Here is an 18134-nt window from a genome sequence, read left to right on the forward strand (position 1 = left end):
TTCCGGGGAATTGAGTCTGCGGAGCAGACCGATGACCGCGCGCCGTCCATCGGGCGTCCTGGCTGTACCGCCTGTGATGCTCACGCAGAGTTCCTCGACCTAGGCCCATGGTTACCGCCCTGAACCTACCCCTCCAAATATCGGCGCCAAGCATCCTTCTTTGTTGCCCCCGTCACATGCAATCGTCACTAAATGCCCGTTGTCATATGCGAATTGTCGGCCCGTGGGTCATACGCGGAACACGTCGAGGAACGAACTCCACCAGCCCTTCTGCTTCTTGCTCTGATCCTGGGCGTGACGGGGTGTCACCGAAGGCGCGGAGGACGCGTTCCGGAACGGGTCGGGCAGCTGGGCCGAGGTCGGGGCCGGAGGCTGCGCCCCGGTCCCCGTACGCCGTGCGGCCGTCGGGGTGAACCGTACGGGCAGCGCGACCAGGGCCCGGTGGAACGGGCCCGGCCGCCAGGCCACACCCGAGGCGGGCACGGCCAGCGCGAGGTCCGGAACGGTGTTGAGGATCTTCTCGATCGCGGTCAGCGCGATCAGCGTCGCCGGCGACTTGGCCGGGCACACGTGCGGGCCCGCACCCCAGGCCAGGTGGGCGCCCTTGCTCAGGGTCTGGCGGGCGTCGGTGAGCCCCGGGTCGCTGTTCGCGGCGGCGAAGCTGATCAGTACGGGGGTCTCCGCCTTCAGCACGATCCCGTCCAGCTCGATGTCCCGCACCGGGTAGTGCGTCGCATAGTTCGCGATCGGCGGGTTGTTCCACAGGACGTCGTCCAGCGCGTCCTCGACGAGCAGCCCCGAACCGCGCCGCTCGGGCGCGCCCGGCTGGTCGCCCGCGAGCATCAGCAGCAGCGCGTTGCCGATCAGGTTGCGCTCCGGCTCCACGCCCGCGCCCATCAGCATCACCAGCTGGTCCTTCAGCTCCTCGTCCCGCAGCCCCGCCGGGTGCTGGACCAGCCAGGAGGTGATGTCCTCGCCGGGCTGGCGGCGCTTGATCGCCACCAGCTCCATCAGGCACTCGGTCAGCTCGGCGTTGGCGCGGAGCACGTCCTCGCCGTCGAAGATGGCGGACATCGAGCGGGTCAGCCGGTCGCCGATGTCGCCGGGGCAGCCGAAGAGCTGGTTGAAGAGCAGCAGCGGCAGGAGCTTGGCGTACTCGTTGAGCAGATCGGCGGTGCCGCGCTCGATGAACTGGTCGATCAGGTAGTCGGCGATCCGCTCGACGTCCCGGCTCAGCCGGGAGCTGTTGAGCCGGGCGAGCGACTCCGTGACCGCCTTGCGCAGCCGCAGGTGCTCCGCGCCGTCGGTGAAAAGGCAGTTGGGCCGGTACACCATCATCGGCACGACGGGGCTGTCCATGGGGACGGCGCCCTCGCGCAGCGCGGCCCAGCGCCGCGAGTCCCGGGCGAACAGCGCCGGGTTCTGGAGCACCCGCAGCGCCGCCTCGTGCTGCACGATCAGCGTGGCGTCCACCCCGGGGGCCAGCTCGATGGGCGCGGCCGGGCCGTGCGCCCGGGCCGCGTCGTAGAAGCGGTGCGGATCGGCGGCGAACTCCGGTCCGTACAGCGACGTCTGCTGCTGGTGCATGGGGCACCCGGCGGGGGCGCTGTACGGGGTGGCTCCCGGCGACGGGTCCATGTCGGCTTCCTCGGTGTGATCGCGGGGCCCGGTAGGCCCCGGCTCGGGATACGTCTGGGGGTGCGTCAGGCGGCGTGCGCCAGCAGGTGGCGGACCAGGGTGATCAGGGCCTGTGCGGAGGAGTTCTGGTCCCGGGCGTCGCAGAAGACGACCGGGGTGTCCGGCAGCAGGTCGAGCGCCTCGCGCAGTTCGTTCTCGGCGTGCTGCGAGTACGGGTCGAAGCTGTTGACGGCGACCGCGTACTCCAGCCCGTACGTCTCGACCAGGTCGATGACGGGGAAGGTGTCGGCGAGCCGCGCCGGGTCGACCAGGAGAAGCGCGCCCAGCGAGCCGCGCGCCATGTCCTCCCACAGCTCCACGAACCGCTGCTGGCCCGGCGTGCCGAACAGGTACAGCACCAGCTCGTCGCTGAGCGTCAGGCGCCCGAAGTCCAGGGCGACCGTCGTCGTCTTCTTGTCGGGGGCCCCGCGCAGATCGTCGACCTGGGCCGCGGCCTGGGTCATCCGCTCCTCGGTGCGCAGCGGAGTGATCTCGGACAGTGTGCCGATCAGCGTCGTCTTGCCCACGGCGAAGTGCCCGACGACGAGGATCTTCGCCGCACGCTGCACCGCGTCCGGCACATAGATGCTCTCAGCCGAACCGGACTTGGAGTCCATGCAACACCTCTTCGAGGATCTTCCTGTCAACGAGCTGGGCCGGCGGCGGCGCCTTCCGGCGCAGCAGGTGTCCCTGCTGGTGTAAATCCTGGAGCAGGAGACGGGCCACCCCGACCGGGAGGCCGAGATGGCCCGCGACCTCGGCCACCGACAGATAGCCGCCGGAGCACAGCTCCCAGATCGCCTTGACCTCGGGGCTCGGGTTCGGCGGCGGCTGGCGGTCGGGGGCGAGGGTGACCAGGGTGACGAGGGAGAGGTCCTCCGCGTCGGGCAGCCCCCGCCCGCCGGTGATGACGTAGGACCGGACGAACCCGCTGCTGACCTGCTGCTCCTCGCCCGGCGCCGTCATATCTCGCTGCTCGCGTTCTGGCGGGGCGGCGTGGTCATCGCCTTCCCCAGTGCGGTGACCTGCTGCTGCATCCGGAAGGACATCGCCTCCATGTCCACGTCGGCGGCGGCGGTGGCGGCCAGGTAGGCGCCGGTGCCGGCGGCGATCAGGAAGATCCAGCCGTCCTCGTACTCCAGGAGCGTCTGCCGCCAGCGGCCCGGCTCACGGGTTCCGATGAAGGGGGCGACGGCCCGGCTGAGGGACTGCATGGAGCTCATCGCCGCGGCGACGGTCTCCGCGTCGTCCCGGCCGATCTCGCTGGAGTTGGCGAGCAGCAGGCCGTCGGCGGACACCAGGATCGCGTGCCGGGCGCCGGGTACCTGGAGCAGGTCGTTGAGTACCCAGGACAGATCGGGGTTCACTGGAACTCGGGTCCTTCCGTCGTCGTCGTGTCGCGTCCGGACCGGGTGCCGCGCTGGAACGCGCCGAGTCGGGAGGCGGTCTCCTCGTTGCTGCGCACGGGCTCCGGTTCCGCCGAGGGCACGGCGGAGACCGGGCTCTTACGACGACGTTTCGGCAACCCCCCGGCGGTGGTGGTGATCTGGGCCAGTGGCTGGGTGGCGGTGTCGGGCTGCTGCGGGGCGGGCGGGAAGAGCGGGGTGGGCGCCGGAGCCGGGGCCTGCCACTGGTCCGCCTGCCGCACCTGCTGCACCTGCGGCGACGGGGGAACGGCCGCTGCGGGTGCTTCGGCGGGCGCCGCGGCCGGCGGCGCCTCGGTGGTGAGCAGTTCGTCGGGGATGAGGACCACCGCGCGTACGCCTCCATAGGGGGAAACGGAGTCCACCGAGACCCGGAAGCCGTAGCGGGCGGCGAGCATCCCGGAGACGGCGAACCCGAATTGCGGCGGGATGCCCAGGCTGGAGACGCTGATCGCGGCCTGGGGGGAGAGGAGAGCCGCCGCGCGGTCCTTCTCCTCCTGGCCCATGCCGAGGCCGGCGTCGTCGACGATGAGGCAGACGCCCGTCGGCACGGCCTGGATGTTGATCTCGACCGGGGTCCCGGGAGCGGAGTAGTTCGTGGCGTTGGCGAGCAGCTCGGCGAGGACCACGGCGACCGGCTCGACGGCCCGGCTCACGACGGAGAAGTTCACCTGGCCGTTGACCCGGACCCGGTCGAAGTGCCGGATACGGCCCTGGGCGCTGCGGGCCACGTCGAAGACGGAGGCCACGGTCTCGCGCCGGCCGAGCCAGCCGCCGCAGAGCACGGCGATGCCCTGGGCGCGCCGGCCGAACTGGCTGTTGGCGTGGTCCATGGCCATCAGGTCGGCGAGGATCCCGGGGTCGTCGCCGTACTTGCGCTGGGCCTTCTCGATCACGACCTGCTGTTCGTCCGCGAGACCCTGGAGGGTGCGGACGGCGGCCTTGAGGACGGCCTTGGTCTCCTCCTCGGCGTCCTTGCGGACCTCCGCCAGCTCGGTGGACTGACGCTGGAGCAGACCGTTGTGGACGACGTGGAGCTCGTCCCGTTGGTGCAGGAGCGCGTCGCGCTCCTGGCGCAGCTCCGCATGGTGTCTGCGGAGCTTGACGTTGGTCGCGCGAGCCCGCAGAACGGCACCCACGGCGACCAGTGCTACGACAACCAGCGCCCAGATGACGGGGCCCTGTGGAAATGTCATGAGACTCACTTCAAGTGCCATGGCGGAAACGGCTTGACACCCCGTCAGGCGGCACGCAGCCAAGGCTCGTTCGCCACGACCGTGCGCCGCTTCGGGAGGTGCCCCTCCGAAGGTGGGGCCGAGGATTTCATCCCTCCCGGAATGCCCCCACACGCCATCAGCCCACTGGAAGTAAGATGATCTTATCACCGGCCGCGCCGTGAAATGTCAAGGCCGCCACGCCAGTTGCCAGTCGACTCACAACGTTCACATTGCGAAGACGTGGCGGACGGCAACCGGTCGCCGTCCGGCGGGGGTTGGTCAGCTCGGCCGCCCCGTCGAGGCGCGGGTCTCCAGGGTCCAGGCGTGCAGCCGGACGGTATCGGGCGCCGCGCGGTCCGCGAGGATGTCGCAGAGCAGCTCGGCGCAGGCGCGGCCGTACGCGGCAGGGCGCAGGTCGACGGCGGTGACGGGCGGCTGCGCGCCCCGGGTGGCGGCGCCGTCGACGCAGGACGCGACGAGCAGGCCGCCGCCGGGCGGGACCCCCGGGTCGCCGCCGTCGGGTGCGCGGCGCGGAGTGCCGCCGTGGAGGGCGCGGCCCGGGTCGCCGCCGTCGAGCGCGCCGACCGGGCGGCCGAGGGCCGCCGCGGCGCGCAGGACGCCCGGGGCGGAGCCGTCGGGGGCGCTGATCACGGCGTCCACGGCGGGGTGGGCGGCGAGGAGTTCCCGGGTGGCCGCCTCGGCCTCGCCCGGGGTCGCCGCGAACGGCACGGTGCGCAGCGCCACCTCCACCCCGTGGGCCAGCCCCCAGGCCCGGGCCGTCGAGCGCAGGGCGGTCGCCCAGGCGGAGGAGCCCGCGGGCGCCAGGAGTGCGGGGTGGCGGGCGCCCCGTTCGGCGACGTGGTCGAGGAGGGCGGTCAGGGAGGCGGCGTTGTCGCAGACCACCGCCGCGCTGGGGCCGGCGGCCGGGCCGAGGTAGCGCTCGCCGGTCACCACCGGGACGCCCGCGTCGAGCAACGCCGGCACCGCGCTGTCGCCGGCCTCGGGGTCGATCACCAGCAGGCCGTCCACGCGCGAGGCGATCCGCCCGCCCGGTGCCCCCCGGGATGCGAGCAGCACCACGTCGAGCCCGTCCTCCTGGGCGCGCTCCACCGCCCCGAAGGCGAGGTTCATGTAGTAGTCCAGCCGGGTCGCGGTCGCCGGCAGGTGCAGCCCGACGGCTCCGGCGCCGGCGCGGCGCAGCCGCCGGGCGGCGCTGTTGGGGCGGTAGCCGAGCTCCTCGGCCACCGCGCGGACCCGGACCCGGGTGGCTTCCGCGACCCGCCCCGAGCCCTGGAGCGCGTCGGACGCGGTGCTCTTGGAGACCCCGGCGGCGCGGGCGACATCGAGCAGGTTCACGGTCCGGGAGGTCACGGGGGTGAAGTCTAGACGTTCGTCGAGGGGCGGGCCGAAGGGTTGCCGGAACGTTCCGGCAAGGTTAGGTTCGATGGATGCCGGAACGTTCCGGCACGCTTGCGCAGGTCGTGTGCCCGACTTCCCCGTAGCCGAGTGCCCGACTCCCGTAGCCAGCCGCTCCGCCCGTTCCCGCCCCGCCGGCCCCTCCCTCCCCAGGAACCGCCATGCGTCTGATCACCGCGTACAACCCGCCCGCGTCCCCGACCCGGACCCGCCCCGCCGAGCGCGCCCCCCTGCGTGTGGCGGCGGTCCAGCAGCGCTGGCACCGCGACCCGGCCGAGCACCGGGCCGCCCTGCTCGACGGCATCCGGCTCGCCGCGGCCGAGGACGCCCGCGTGGTCTGCCTCCAGGAGCTGACGCTGTCGCCGTACTTCGCCGTCGTGCGCCGGGCCGACCACCCGGGGCCCATCGGACCGGAGGAGCTGCTGACCGGCCCCACCTTCACCTTCGCCGCGGGGGCCGCCCGGGCGTACGGCGTGTACGTGCACGCCTCGCTGTACGAGAAGGCCCCGGCGCCCGGTGGCGAGGACGACGGCCTCGGCTACAACACCGCGATCCTCGTGGCCCCCGACGGCACCCTCGCCCAGCGCACCCGCAAGACCCACATCCCGGTCACCGAGGGGTATTACGAGGACCACTGGTTCCGCCCCGGCCCGGCGGGCGACGACGCCTTCCCGCTGGTCACGGTCGACGAGGCCCGCTTCGGCCTGCCGACCTGCTGGGACCAGTGGTTCCCGGAGCTGGCGCGCGCCTACTCGCTCGCCGGGGCCGACGTCCTCGTCTACCCGACCGCCATCGGCTCCGAGCCGGGCTTCCCCGGCTTCGACTCCCAGCCCCTGTGGCAGAAGGTGATCACCGGGAACGCCATCGCCAACGCCACCTTCATGATCGTGCCGAACCGCGTCGGCGCCGAGAACGGGCTCACCTTCTACGGCAGCTCCTTCATCGTGGACCCGTACGGCCGCGTCCTGGCCCAGGCCCCCCGTGACGAGCCCGCCGTGCTGGTCGCCGATCTCGATCTCGACGCCCGCCGCGACTGGTTGGAGCTTTTCCCGTTCCTGACCACCCGCCGCCCGGACGCGTACGGTCCGCTGACCGGGACCCGCTGACCGAGATCCACCGGACCCGGACCCGGACCCGGACCCGGGCGCGGTCCCGATTCAGCGACCCGCGTAACGGCTTTCGGGACGGGCCAGGCCCAGGTGGCCGCGGAGCGTCGTCGCGCCGTACGCCGTCCGGAACGCGCCGCGCCGCTGGAGCTCCGGCACCAGACCCCGGGTGATCGCCGTGAGGTCGTGCGGCAGGGCGCCGGGGCGGAGCCGGAATCCGTCGAGCCCGGCGTCACGCCAGTCGAGCAGCAGGTCGGCCAGTTCGCCGGGCGTGCCGGTGAAGATCGAGGCGTCGGAGGCGAGTGGGGCGCCGGCCGACTCGTCCAGACGCGCCCTGCGGCGCCCGGCCGCGCCCGGTTCCTCGTCCAGGAGGACCAGCAGGTCCGCGAACCGCAGGAGCGGCCGCTCCCCTACGTCCCGGCCGGTGCGCCCCACCGCCGCGCCGACCTCGGCGAGCACCGCCGAGACACCCGCCCGGTCCTGCGGCGTGAGGTGCACGACGTCCGAGGAGAGCGCCGCGAACTCGTAGGGCACGGAGGCGTGCGCGAGGCTCACCACCGGGGGCGCGCCCTGCGGTGAGCGCGGTGTGATCGAGGGGCCCTTGACGGAGAAGTGCGTGCCCCGGAAGTCGATGTGGTGCACCTTGTCGCGGTCGAGGAAGCGGCCCGTGGCCGCGTCCCGGATCTCCGCGTCGTCCTCCCAGCTGTCCCACAGCCGCCGCACCGCCTCCACCGCTTCCGCGCCCTCCGAGAACAGCGGGCTCAGCCGGGCGGCGATCGACTCCGGCGCGGTCACGTCGTCCTCGGTGAGCTGCGGGGTCGGGCGTCGGCCGAAGTGCCCTGCGTCGGCTGCGCGGGAGGAGATCTGCGGGCGCCAGCCCGCACGGCCCGCGCTCGCGTGGTCGAGCGTGGCGATGCCGATGCCGACGTGGAACGGCTCGGTGTGCGTGACGTTCGTGGTCGGGACCAGCCCGATGCGGGTGGTGAGAGGCGCGAGGTGGGCCGCGAGCAGCACCGCGTCCACACTGCCCCGGACCTGGTCGGTGCGGTCGTCGGGCCGGTGGAAGGCGGCGGACTGGAGGCCGAGCGCGTCCTCGAAGGTGACGTAGTCGAGCAGGCCGTGCTCGGCCTCGGCGACCAGCCCGGCCCAGTACGCGGCCGAGAGCAGCTCCGAGGGCCGGGCGCCGGCGGCCCGCCACGCGGCCGGGTGCCAGCCCGCGCCGTCGAGTGCGACGGCGAGACGCAGGGGGGCGTTGTCGGTCATGCGGGGCTCTCCTTCTCCTCGTTCACGGCCCGCCGGGTCGTACCGGAGGGCGGGCCGAGGTGGTCCCGCAGGGTCGTTCCCGTGTAGTCCGCGCGGAACGAGCCCTTCTCCTGGAGCAGCGGCACCACCCGGTCCACCACGTCGTCCAGGCCGCCGGGGGTCAGATGGGGGACGAGGACGAAACCGTCGGCGCCCTTCGTCTGCACGAAGTGGTCGATGGCGTCCGCGACCGTGCGCGGGCTGCCCACGAACGTCGGACGGCCGCCGACCTCGATGACCAGCTCCCGTATCGACAGACCTCGTTCCGTGGCGAGTTCGCGCCACCGCCGGGCGGTCGCGGCCCGGTCCCGGCGGAACACGGAGTGCCCCCGCAGGAAGTGGGCGTCGTCCTGCGGCTCGATGCCGGGCAGCGGTCCGTCCGGGTCGTAGGCGGACAGGTCGCGGCCCCAGACGGCCTCCAGATGGGCGATGGCGGTCTGCGGGCTCACCAGGTCGCGGGCGATCTCGTCCGCGTACGCCGCCGCCTCCGCGTCGGTGCCGGCGACGACCGCGTTGGCGGTGGCGAGGATCAACAGGTCGTCGGGGCTCCGCCCGTACGTGGCGAGGCGCCGTTTCACGTCCCGGTAGAAGTCGCGGGCCGCGTCGAGCCGGTTGTGCTTGCTGAAGACGACCTCGGCCTCCGCGGCGGCGAACTCGCGGCCCGCGTCGGACTCACCGGACTGGATGATCACGGGGCGCCCCTGCGGGCCCGGCGGGGTGGTGAACCGGCCCGCGATGTCGAAGTGCCGCCCGTGGTGGGCGAAGCGGCCTGCCCCGGCCCGCGCGAACACCCCCGACGCGGCGTCGGCGCGCAGGTCGTCCCCCGCCCAGCTGTCCCACAACAGGCGAGCCACGGACAGGAATTCGGCAGCACGGGAATAGCGGTCGGCCTCGGGCAGGAAGCCGCCCCGGCGGAAGTTCTCGCCGGTGAAGGCGTCGTTGCTGGTGACCACGTTCCAGGCGGCCCGCCCGCCGCTGAGGTGATCGAGCGTCGCGAACCGGCGCGCCACCTCGTACGGTTCGTTATAGGTCGCGTTGACCGTGGCGGCGAGCCCGAGGTGGGTGGTGACGGCGGCCAGGGCGCTCAGCACGGTCAGATTCTCCGGGCGTCCCGCGATGTCCAGGTCGTAGACCTGCCCCTTGTGCTCGCGCAGCCGCAGCCCTTCGGCGAGGAAGAAGAAGTCGAACTTCCCGCGTTCGACGGTCCGCGCGAGCCGGACGAAGGAGTCGATCGCGATCTGGCTCTCCGACCTGGGGTCCGACCAGACGGTCACGTTGTGGATCCCGGGCAGCTGTGCGGCGAGGTGTATCTGTCTCATGCCTGCCCCTCCTTGCCGGCGGTCGTAGCTGTCGCGGTCACGTTCCGCCGGGTGGGGAAGCCCGCGCCACGGGCGTACAGCACGACCGCGATCACCGGCAGCAGGAGCAGCAGGACGGCCCAGGGGAAGGAGTCGCTGCCGGTGGTGTCGAGGAGGATCCCGCCGACGATGCCGCCGGCCGCCATCGCGGCGTTCCAGAGCGTGACCAGCATCGCCTGGGCCGCGTCGGCGGACGCTCCGCCCGCGTCGCCCGCGGCGGTCTGGAGCAGGGTGGGCATCCCGCCCCAGCCCAGGCCCCACAGCACGGCGGCGGCGTAGACCAGGGTGGTGGTGTCGGAGAGCACGGCCAGGAGGGCCGCGGCGACGGCGACCAGCAGGGCGCCCGCGATGGTCAGGCCGCGCAGCCGGTCGTGGATCAGGACGCCGGTGATCCAGATGCTCGCGAGTGACGCGGCTCCGAAGACCAGCAGGATCAGCCCGGTGGAGCCGCCCAGGCCGAGGTCCTCCAGATACGTGGCGATGTAGGCGTACAGGATGGTGTGGGCGAGGACGAAGACCAGCGTGACGAACAGGACCGGGCTCACCCCCGGGACGCGCAGGGTCCGCAGCATCTTCGGCCGCTCGCCGCGGCCCTGCCCGGGGAAGTCCGGCACGGCCGCGGAGATCCACAGCAGGAGCAGCACGGTGAGCCCGGTCATGGAGAGGAACGCCACCCGCCAGCCGAGCGCGTCGCCGAGGAACGTACCGGCGGGCACGCCGAGCGAGAGGGCCACCGGGATGCCCGCCATGGCGACGGCGATGGCCTTGCCCTGGAGGTGCGGGGGAGCCATTCGCCGCGCGTACCCGGCGAGCAGCGCCCAGGCCAGACCGGCCGCGACCCCGGCGACGAACCGTGCCGCCATCGTCAGTTCGTAGACGGACGACAGAGCGGTGACGGTGTTGGCGAGGGCGAAGCCGCCCATCGCGGCGAGCAGCAGCCGCTTGCGCCGCCATGCGGCGGTGGCCGCCGTCAGCGGGATCGCGGTGAGGGCGGTGCCGATCGCGTAGACCGTCACCGTCTGACCGGTCGCGGACTCGCTCACCCGGAGATCCGCGCTCATCGCGGGGAGCAGGCCCGCGGGAAGGGTCTCGGTGAGGCTCGTGATGAAGACGGCGGTGGCGAGGGCGAGCAGGGCGAGCAGCGGGAGCTTCTGCTGCGCCCTGTCCCCGCTCCGGGGCTCCGGTGCCGCCGGGGAGGCGGCGGCCGTGTCGGGTGCGGTGCTCATGGGGGCTGCTCCAAGGGTCCGGGGTGGCGGGTGGTGGCGGCTCGGTGAGGTGGCCGACTGACGGCACGACTGTGCGCCGCAGGGCTTCGGGAAACCTTCGGGAACGCTGACGACCGGCTCCTTTCCCCGCATGTACGGTGGCGCGTATGCGGTTTGGGGTGCTCGGGCCACTGGTGGTGGGGGACGGCGAGGGGAACGACGTGGTCGTCCCCGAGCGCAAGGTCCGGGCCCTGCTGGCGGACCTCCTCGCCCACGACGGCGGCCCGGTCGCCGCCGACCGGCTCATCCACGACCTCTGGGGCGACGCACCGCCCGGGAATCCCTCGGGTGCGCTCCAGGCCAAGGTCTCCCAACTGCGCCGGGTGCTCGGCCGCGACCGCGTGGTCCGCCAGCCCCCGGGGTACCGGCTGCGGCTGGAGCGCGGTACGGACGAGGTGGACGCCGACCGCTTCAGGGCCCTGGTGACCGAGGCCCGCCCCGTACGGGATCCCCACGCGCGGGCCGCCCTGCTCACCGAGGCCCTCGGGCTGTGGCGGGGCCCCGCGTACGCGGACTTCGCGGACGCCCCGTTCGCCCGGGAGGCCGTCCAGCGCCTCGCGGAACAGCGGCTGTCCGTGCTGGAGGAGCAGGCGGAGGCACGCTGGGAGGCGGGGGATCATGTGCTGCTCGCTGGAGAACTGGCCGATCTCGTCGCCCGGCACCCGCTGCGGGAGCGGCTGCGCGCGGTCCAGATGCGGGCGCTCTACTCGGCGGGGCGCCAGAGCGAGGCGCTCGCGTCGTACGACGACCTCAGGGGCCGGCTCGTCGAGGAGCTGGGTGTCGACCCCGGCCCCGAACTCGCGTCCCTGCACCGGGCGGTGCTCCGGCAGGACCCGCTGCTGATGCCGGTGCCGGTGTCTGTGTCGGTGCCTGTGCCGGTGGCGGTGCGAGGGGCGGGTCCCGTGGCCTCGCGCCCGGTATCCGTGACGGGTCGCGCCGGCCTCGTCGCGGATCCGCGCTCCCAGGGCTCCCCTGCTCCCCAGGAACTTCAGGCGCCCCAGGAGCCTCAGACTCCTCGGAGACCTGAGGCTCCCCGGACACCTGAGGCTCCCCGAACACCTCAGACTCCTTGGACACCTCAGCTTGCTCACGGGCCTCACGGGCCTCACGGGCCTCACGGGCCTCAGGGGCCTCAGGTGCCTCAGGTGCCTCAGGGGAACCTTCCGTTGCCCCTCACGGCCCTCGTCGGCCGCCGTCGGGCGCTGGCCCGGATCTCCCGTCTCCTGGCCGGCGAGCGGCTGGTGACCCTCACCGGACCTGGCGGGGTCGGCAAGACCCGGCTGGCGGTCGCCGCGGCCACCGCCGAGAGGGACCGTGTCGTGGTCGGCGGCCCGGGAGGCGGCGAGGACGGCGAGGACCACGGGGGTGGCGAGGACCACGGCCCCGGGCCGAGGTACGGCGGCCCGGGGGACGGCGTCTGGCTCGTCGAGTTCGCGGGCGTCCGTACGGGCACGCCCGCCGACCTGGCCCAGATCGTCGCCGCCACCCTGGGCGTCCGGGACGACGCCGCGAGCGCCGCGCCGGGCGTGGGAGCCGGCGCCCTGTCCCTGCCGCACCGTCTGGCCGCCGCCCTGCGCGACCGCCGGACCCTGCTGGTCCTGGACAACTGCGAGCACGTCGTGGACGCCGCCGCCGGGCTCGCCGAGCTTCTCCTGCGCACGGCCCCCGGGCTGCGCGTCCTCGCCACCGGCCAGGAGCCCCTCGGCCTGGCGGGTGAGGCGGTGTTCCTGGTCGAGCCGCTCCCGCCCGCCGAGGCCGCCCGGCTGTTCGTGGAGCGCGCCGCGTCCTCGGCCCCCGGCTTCCCCCGTGATCCGGACGGGCCCGAGCGTGAGGCCGTCGCCGAGATATGCCGCCGCCTCGACGGCATCCCGCTGGCGCTGGAGCTCGCCGCCACCCGCGTACGGGCCCTGGGCGTACGGGAGCTGGCGGCGCGGCTGAGCGACCGCTTCCGGGTCCTGACCACCGGCCGGCGGGGTGCCCCGGCCCGCCAGCAGACTCTCCGGGCGGTGATCGACTGGAGCTGGGAGCTGCTCGGGGAACCCGAGCGCGTGGTCCTGCGCCGTCTCGCCGTCCACCGGGACGGCTGCGATCTCGCCGCGGCCGAGACCGTGTGCGCGGGGGACGGCGTCGCCCGGGAGGACGTGCTCGACCTCGTCGGGCGGCTCGTCGACCGGTCCCTCGTGGTCGTGGCGAACGGTCCGGACGGGCCCCGCTACCGGCTCCTGGAGTCCGTCGCCGCGTACGCGACGGAGCAACTGCACGCGACGGAGGGCCTCGCGGCCGTACGCGACCGTCATCTGCGCCACTACCTCGCGCTCGCCCGGTGCGCCGAACCCCGGCTGCGCGGCGCGGAGCAACGCCGTTGGCTGGACCGGCTGGACGCCGAGGCCGGGAATCTGCGGGCGGCCCTCGACGAGGCGGTGCGCCGCGCGTCGGCCTCCCCGGGCGCGTCGGCCTCTCCAGGTGCGCCGACGGCCCCGGGGACGGCGGGTGAGGTCGTGCGGCCGGCTGCGGCGCTGGCTTGGTGGTGGCTGTTGCGAGGCCGCCTCACCGAGGCGCGGCGGAGTCTGCGGGCGGTCCTGACGGCCGTACCCGGGGGGTCCGCCGAAACGGCCGAACTCGTGCTGCTGCACCGGGCGTTCGCCCTGCTCACCGGAGAGACCGGAGGTGCCGGAGGTGCCGGAGGTGCCGGTGGGGCCGAGGACGGGGCCGAGGACGGGGCCGAGGACGGGACCGGGGACGGGACCGAGATCACGGCGGGGATCGCGGCCGGGATCGAGGTCACGGCCGAGGCTGTCGCCGATCCCGTGCGGCGGGCCCGTGCGCTGTGGTTGTGCGCGTACGGACTGTTCAGCGCGGGTGACACGGCCGGGGGCGAGGCGCTGAACACCCGTGCGCTCGACCTGTTCACCGCCGCGGACGACCCGTGGGGCACCGCGGCCGCACTCGGCCTGCGGTCGACGCTCGCGCTGGTCGGCGGGGACCTCGCGGGCCTCGATCGCGACGGATTGCGCAGCGCCGCGCTCTTCCGTGAACTGGGCGACCGCTGGGGTGAATTGCAGACGGTGTCACCGCTCGCCGCGCTCGCCGAGATCAGGGGCGCGTACGAGGAGGCCGGGCGACGGCAGCACGAGGGCCTGCGGATGGCGCGCGAGCTGGGCCTTGAGGCGGAGGTGTCGGCGCGGCTCTCCGGGCTCGGCCGGCTGGCGCTGCTCGCCCGCGACTGGGACCGGGCCCGTGACCTGCACGAGCGGGCGCGGCGGATCGCCGCCGAGCAGGGCTACACGTACGGCGAGATCCACTCCGGGATGGGCCTGGCCCTCGGCGCCCGCCGCTCCGGCGACCTCGACGCGGCCGAGGCGCACCTCCTGCGCATCCGCGACGGGTTCGCCGCCGTCTCGTCCCGGGCGGGCGACCACCTGCTCTGCGCGGAGCTCGGCTTCATCGCCGAACTCCGGGGCGAGGCGGGCCCGGCCGCCGCGCACCACCTGCGTGGCCTGGCCGTCGCCCGTGTGCTCGCCGAGCCGCGCGCCCTGGCGCTGTCCCTGGAGGGCCTGGCAGGGGCGGCGGCCCTGGTGGGGAGCCTGCCGGAAGCCGACTGCGCCGCCCGCCTCCTCGGCGCCGCCGCCGCGGCCCGACGCCGTGCCGGAGCCCCGCTGCCGCCCGCCGAACGGGCCGACGTCGACCGCGTCACGGCGGCGGCCCGGGCCGTCCTGGGCGGACCGGCGTTCACGGAGGCGTTCGACCGGGGCGGCCGGGAGAGCGCCGAGGACGCGGTGCGCGAGGTGCGGACGCTGCTGGCACGCCCCGAGCCCTCCGAGCTTCCGGAACCCGCCTAGCCCGCCGAGCCCGCCGAGCCCCCCGAGCCCGCCGAGCCTTCCGCGCCACCGCGCACCTGCCGATACCTAGCCGATACAGAGCCGTGCGGTGTTCGAAGCACGCCCCTGACCAGCCGGAAGCGGTGCTCCAGGAGGCTGTCGACGTACCCGATCCCCGGTGTACCCGACCCCGGTGTACGCGAACGTCAGGAGACCAATGCCGTGCTGAGCCCACCGGAGGCCGCAGCGTCTCCCACGGACGCGGAGCCAGCCCCCGGGCCCGCCCCCTCCGGGCCCACCGGGCGGTCCGCCCGCCGCCCCGGCCCGTGGCTCGCCGCCGCAGCGGTCGTCTGGGCCGCGGCGATGGCGCTGCACGGGTGGATCCCGAGCGCGGGCGTCAACGCGGGCAGTCTCTTCCAGACGCTGCTGCCCTGGGCCGGCCTCGGCGTGCCGGTCCTGTTCGGGCTCGCCGTCGTACGCCGGTCCCGGACCGCCATCGCGGCGGTGCTCGCGCCCGCCGTCGTCTGGGCCACGCTCTTCGGCGGCGCGCTCACCGACAAGCGATCGGACGGCGGCGATCTGACCGTGGTCAGCCACAACGTGGGCGAGGGGAACACCGACCCCGCCGGGACCGCGCGGGTCCTCGCCGGGGCGGGCGCGGACGTGCTGGCGCTCGAAGAGCTGTCCGACGCGTCGGCGACCGTCTACTCCCGCGAACTGGCCACCGCCTATCCGCACCACGCGGTGGTCGGCGGGGTCGGCATCTGGAGCAGGTACCCGCTGGCGGAGGTGGAGGTGGTGCCGATCATGCCGTGGACCCGCGCCCTGCGCGCCACCGCCCGGACCCCGGACGGGCCCGTCGCCGTGTACGCGGTCCATCTGGCGTCGGTTCGGGTCTCGGCGGCCGGTTTCACGACGGGCCGCCGCAACGCGGCGGCCCGCGAGTTGGCCGCCGCGCTCCGGGCGGAGCCCGCGCCCCGGGTCGTGGTGCTGGGCGACTTCAACGGGACGTACGAGGACGGCGCGCTGGCCCCGGTGACCTCGCGGCTGCGTTCGGTGCAACGGGAGGCGGGCGACGGCCTCGGGTTCACCTGGCCCGCCGCGTTCCCGGTGGTCCGCATCGATGACGTACTGGTACGGGGGATGACCCCGCGCGCCGCCTGGACCCTGCCCGCCACCGGCAGCGACCACCTCCCGGTGGCGGCCACGGTGAGCCGGTGACGTCCCGGTGGTGGCGGCCACGGTGAGCCGGTGACGTCCCGGTGACGAATCCGCCGCCGCCGGGGTGGGCCGGCGACCGGGCCCCGCGCCCTCCCCCGACTACGATGCGAGCGACCCATGACCTCGAAGACCTCGAAGACCTTGAAGACCTCGAACGCCCAGGTAGGCAGCGTGTCCGAAGCCCGGGGCCCGGCCCCCGTCAGCGTGCTCGTGGTCGAGGACGACGCCACCATCCGCCGCGCCGTCCAACTGGCCCTGGAACGCTACGGCTACCGCGTGGACGTGGCCGCCGACGGGCTCACCGGCCTGGAGGCCTTCCGGGCGGGCGCGCACGACCTGTTGATCCTCGACGTGATGCTGCCCGCGCTCGACGGCATCGGCCTCTGCCACCGGATCCGCGAGGAGAGCCCCGTCCCGGTCCTGATGATGTCCGCGCGCGGCGACACCCTCGACGTGGTCGCGGGGCTGGAGGCGGGGGCCGACGACTACGTCATCAAGCCCGTCGACACCGGCGTCATGGTCGCCCGGATCCGCGCCCTGCTGCGCCGCGCCACCTTCCGCCCGGACGGGCCCGGGGCGGCCGGGAAGCCCGGCCGCCCCGATCACATCCTGGTCTTCGGAGACCTCAGCGTCGACACGCTCGGCATGGAGGTGCGCCGGGCCGGCGAGACCGTGTCGCTGACTCCGACCGAGCTCCGCCTGCTGCTGGAGTTCGCCGCCGCGCCCGGCTCGGTGCTCGACCGCCGACGGCTGCTGCGCGACGTGTGGGACTACGGCTGGGAGGGCGACACCCGGGTCGTCGACCTGTGCGTACTGCGGCTGCGGAAGAAGATCGGCAGCGGGCGGATCGAGACCGTCCGCGGCTTCGGCTACAAACTCGTCCGCGGCTGAGCGGCCGGGCGGACGCCGTGGACTTCTTCAACCCCCGCGCGCTGCGCTGGAAGATCGCGGCCCTGGCCGCCGCCGCCTGCTGTGCGGTCGCGGCCGTCGTCGGCCTCCTGGTCCACGACGCGACCCGGGAGCGCGGGCTGCGCGTCGGCCACGACCGGACCCTCACCCGGCTGATCGCCGCCGAGCGGGAGTTCTCCCGTACGGGGAGGGCACCGGCCGACATCGACGTACGGACCAGGGCCGAGCTGCCTCCGCCGCTGGCGCGCGACCTCGCCGAACGCCGTCCCGACACCGACGGCGGATACGCCACCTGGTACGACGTCGATCCGCCCAACTGGTACTGGATGTGGGGCGCCGTGGCCGTCGCCGACGACCGGATCCTCGTCGTCCGGGACGACATGAGCGCCGAGGTCCGGAGCCTCCAGCTCCTGGACCGCAGCATCGTGAAATCCGTCCTCGTCGCCCTCCTGTTCGTCGTCCCCCTCGCCGCGCTCGCCACCGAACCGGTCAATCGGCGACTGCGCCACGGAGCCCGTACCGCCCGACGTATCGCCGACGGCGACCTGGACGCGCGCATCGGCCCCGCGGGGCGGGCCCGCGACGAGATCACCGAGATGTCGGCGGCCGTCGACGACATGGCAGGCGCCCTCCAGCGCAAGCTGGAGACCGAGCGGCGCTTCACCGCCGACGTCGCACACGAACTGCGTACCCCGCTCATGGGCCTGGTCACCGCCGCGGGGCTGCTGCCCGACGACGACGAGGCGACCGGTCTCGTACGGGACCGGCTGCGGGCCCTGAACGCGCTGGTGGAGGACCTGTTGGAGGTCTCCCGCCTCGACGCGGGCGTCGAGCGGGCCCGCCTCGACCCGGTGCCGCTGGGCGAACTGGTCACGGACGTGGTGCGGCGTACGGGCACGGACACCCGGGTCGACGTCGGGGCCGCCGCGGTGGTGGAGACCGACCCGCGCCGGGTGGAGCGGATCGTGGTCAACCTCGTGACCAACGCCCACCGGCACGGCGCGGCTCCCGTCGAGGTGACCGTGACCGGGGCCCGGATCGCCGTGCGCGACCACGGGCCGGGTTTCCCGCCCGACCTGCTGGAGCGGGGCCCGCAGCGCTTCCGCACCGGCGCGAGCGAACGCGGCCGGGGACACGGTCTCGGCCTGACGATCGCCCAGGGCCAGTCCGAAGTCCTCGGAGCCCGGCTGACCTTCGCGAACGCCCCGGGCGGTGGAGCGCTCGCGACCCTCGACCTGACCCCGGGTCCGGCCTGATACGGAACCGAAACGCACTCTCGCGGGGGCGGAAACGGCGCTGTACGGGTGCGGAAGGACGACTCCTCGAAGGTGACAGAGGTACGGGAAATCGCACCGGTCACCTGGAGGAGCCCATGCCCGACACCCTTGACACTCCCGACACCCCCGCCGTTCCCGCCCTCA

At 74.1% G+C, this 18134-nt stretch carries 14 protein-coding genes; 5 read left to right on the forward strand and 9 right to left on the reverse strand.

All coding sequences use genetic code 11. The features are described 5' to 3' along the window. Positions 1–228 precede the first annotated feature (228 nt). The 6 genes from ACIRJT_RS16680 to ACIRJT_RS16705 all read right to left on the reverse strand — a co-directional run bounded on the left by ACIRJT_RS16680 (position 229) and on the right by ACIRJT_RS16705 (position 5689). Entirely contained in the window at positions 229–1638 is a 1410-nt protein-coding gene (locus ACIRJT_RS16680; protein WP_403909601.1) for a cytochrome P450, read from the reverse strand. Between the two features lie 65 nt (positions 1639–1703). Continuing rightward, on the reverse strand, positions 1704–2294 hold the full coding sequence (locus ACIRJT_RS16685; protein ID WP_018960846.1) for an ATP/GTP-binding protein: 591 nt from the start codon (positions 2292–2294) through the stop codon (positions 1704–1706). Further along, positions 2269–2643: a DUF742 domain-containing protein gene (locus tag ACIRJT_RS16690; protein ID WP_030578906.1), complete on the reverse strand. Its 375-nt coding sequence runs from the start codon at positions 2641–2643 to the stop codon at positions 2269–2271. The genes ACIRJT_RS16685 and ACIRJT_RS16690 overlap by 26 nt, the downstream gene beginning before the upstream one ends. After that, positions 2640–3044 carry a roadblock/LC7 domain-containing protein gene (locus tag ACIRJT_RS16695; protein WP_007452160.1) on the reverse strand — a complete coding sequence of 135 codons (405 nt, stop codon included), beginning with the start codon at positions 3042–3044 and terminating at the stop codon, positions 2640–2642. The genes ACIRJT_RS16690 and ACIRJT_RS16695 overlap by 4 nt, the downstream gene beginning before the upstream one ends. Beyond that, positions 3041–4297, reverse strand: a complete 1257-nt coding sequence (locus tag ACIRJT_RS16700) for an ATP-binding protein (protein ID WP_403909605.1) — start codon at positions 4295–4297, stop codon at positions 3041–3043. Before ACIRJT_RS16700 ends, ACIRJT_RS16695 begins: the two co-directional genes overlap by 4 nt. Before the next feature lie 300 nt (positions 4298–4597). Further along, complete coding sequence (locus ACIRJT_RS16705) at positions 4598–5689, reverse strand: LacI family DNA-binding transcriptional regulator (RefSeq protein WP_403909608.1); 1092 nt, start codon at positions 5687–5689, stop codon at positions 4598–4600. A gap of 206 nt (positions 5690–5895) precedes the next feature. On the opposite strand from ACIRJT_RS16705, the gene ACIRJT_RS16710 reads away from it, so the two are divergent. Next, positions 5896–6840, forward strand: a complete 945-nt coding sequence (locus ACIRJT_RS16710) for a carbon-nitrogen hydrolase (protein ID WP_403909611.1) — start codon at positions 5896–5898, stop codon at positions 6838–6840. Between the two features lie 51 nt (positions 6841–6891). Here the strand turns inward: ACIRJT_RS16710 and ACIRJT_RS16715 are convergent, their stop codons facing one another. From ACIRJT_RS16715 to ACIRJT_RS16725, 3 genes are read right to left on the reverse strand one after another with little or no spacing between them, the layout of a single operon-like run. Continuing rightward, positions 6892–8103: an LLM class flavin-dependent oxidoreductase gene (locus tag ACIRJT_RS16715; protein ID WP_403909614.1), complete on the reverse strand. Its 1212-nt coding sequence runs from the start codon at positions 8101–8103 to the stop codon at positions 6892–6894. After that, positions 8100–9461, reverse strand: coding sequence for an NtaA/DmoA family FMN-dependent monooxygenase (locus tag ACIRJT_RS16720; protein ID WP_403909618.1), 1362 nt, complete (start codon positions 9459–9461; stop codon positions 8100–8102). Before ACIRJT_RS16720 ends, ACIRJT_RS16715 begins: the two co-directional genes overlap by 4 nt. Next, positions 9458–10726 carry an MFS transporter gene (locus tag ACIRJT_RS16725; RefSeq protein ID WP_403909621.1) on the reverse strand — a complete coding sequence of 423 codons (1269 nt, stop codon included), beginning with the start codon at positions 10724–10726 and terminating at the stop codon, positions 9458–9460. The genes ACIRJT_RS16720 and ACIRJT_RS16725 overlap by 4 nt, the downstream gene beginning before the upstream one ends. A gap of 146 nt (positions 10727–10872) precedes the next feature. On the opposite strand from ACIRJT_RS16725, the gene ACIRJT_RS16730 reads away from it, so the two are divergent. The 4 genes from ACIRJT_RS16730 (at position 10873) to ACIRJT_RS16745 (ending at position 17969) form a co-directional block, all read left to right on the forward strand. Next, positions 10873–14604: an AfsR/SARP family transcriptional regulator gene (locus ACIRJT_RS16730; RefSeq protein WP_403909624.1), complete on the forward strand. Its 3732-nt coding sequence runs from the start codon at positions 10873–10875 to the stop codon at positions 14602–14604. A 201-nt stretch (positions 14605–14805) separates the two neighbouring features. Continuing rightward, on the forward strand, positions 14806–15804 hold the full coding sequence (locus ACIRJT_RS16735) for an endonuclease/exonuclease/phosphatase family protein (protein ID WP_403909627.1): 999 nt from the start codon (positions 14806–14808) through the stop codon (positions 15802–15804). Between the two features lie 117 nt (positions 15805–15921). Then, positions 15922–16695, forward strand: coding sequence for a two-component system response regulator CseB (gene cseB, locus ACIRJT_RS16740; protein WP_403909630.1), 774 nt, complete (start codon positions 15922–15924; stop codon positions 16693–16695). A 17-nt stretch (positions 16696–16712) separates the two neighbouring features. Continuing rightward, positions 16713–17969, forward strand: coding sequence for a sensor histidine kinase (locus ACIRJT_RS16745; protein ID WP_403909633.1), 1257 nt, complete (start codon positions 16713–16715; stop codon positions 17967–17969). Positions 17970–18134: the final 165 nt, after the last annotated feature.

The organism is Streptomyces sp. NPDC102283, from assembly GCF_044766265.1.
Classification (GTDB): Bacteria; Actinomycetota; Actinomycetes; order Streptomycetales; family Streptomycetaceae; genus Streptomyces.

Bases quoted from the DNA above. Each gene is read 5' to 3' on its own strand.
- ACIRJT_RS16680 (WP_403909601.1), bottom strand. From the start codon at position 1,638: ATGGACCCGTCGCCGGGAGCCACCCCGTACAGCGCCCCCGCCGGGTGC.
- ACIRJT_RS16710 (WP_403909611.1), top strand. From the start codon at position 5,896: ATGCGTCTGATCACCGCGTACAACCCGCCCGCGTCCCCGACCCGGACC.
- ACIRJT_RS16725 (WP_403909621.1), bottom strand. From the start codon at position 10,726: ATGAGCACCGCACCCGACACGGCCGCCGCCTCCCCGGCGGCACCGGAG.
- ACIRJT_RS16730 (WP_403909624.1), top strand. From the start codon at position 10,873: ATGCGGTTTGGGGTGCTCGGGCCACTGGTGGTGGGGGACGGCGAGGGG.
- cseB (WP_403909630.1), top strand. From the start codon at position 15,922: ATGACCTCGAAGACCTCGAAGACCTTGAAGACCTCGAACGCCCAGGTA.
- ACIRJT_RS16720 (WP_403909618.1), bottom strand. From the start codon at position 9,461: ATGAGACAGATACACCTCGCCGCACAGCTGCCCGGGATCCACAACGTG.
- ACIRJT_RS16700 (WP_403909605.1), bottom strand. From the start codon at position 4,297: ATGACATTTCCACAGGGCCCCGTCATCTGGGCGCTGGTTGTCGTAGCA.
- ACIRJT_RS16690 (WP_030578906.1), bottom strand. From the start codon at position 2,643: ATGACGGCGCCGGGCGAGGAGCAGCAGGTCAGCAGCGGGTTCGTCCGG.
- ACIRJT_RS16715 (WP_403909614.1), bottom strand. From the start codon at position 8,103: ATGACCGACAACGCCCCCCTGCGTCTCGCCGTCGCACTCGACGGCGCG.
- ACIRJT_RS16685 (WP_018960846.1), bottom strand. From the start codon at position 2,294: ATGGACTCCAAGTCCGGTTCGGCTGAGAGCATCTATGTGCCGGACGCG.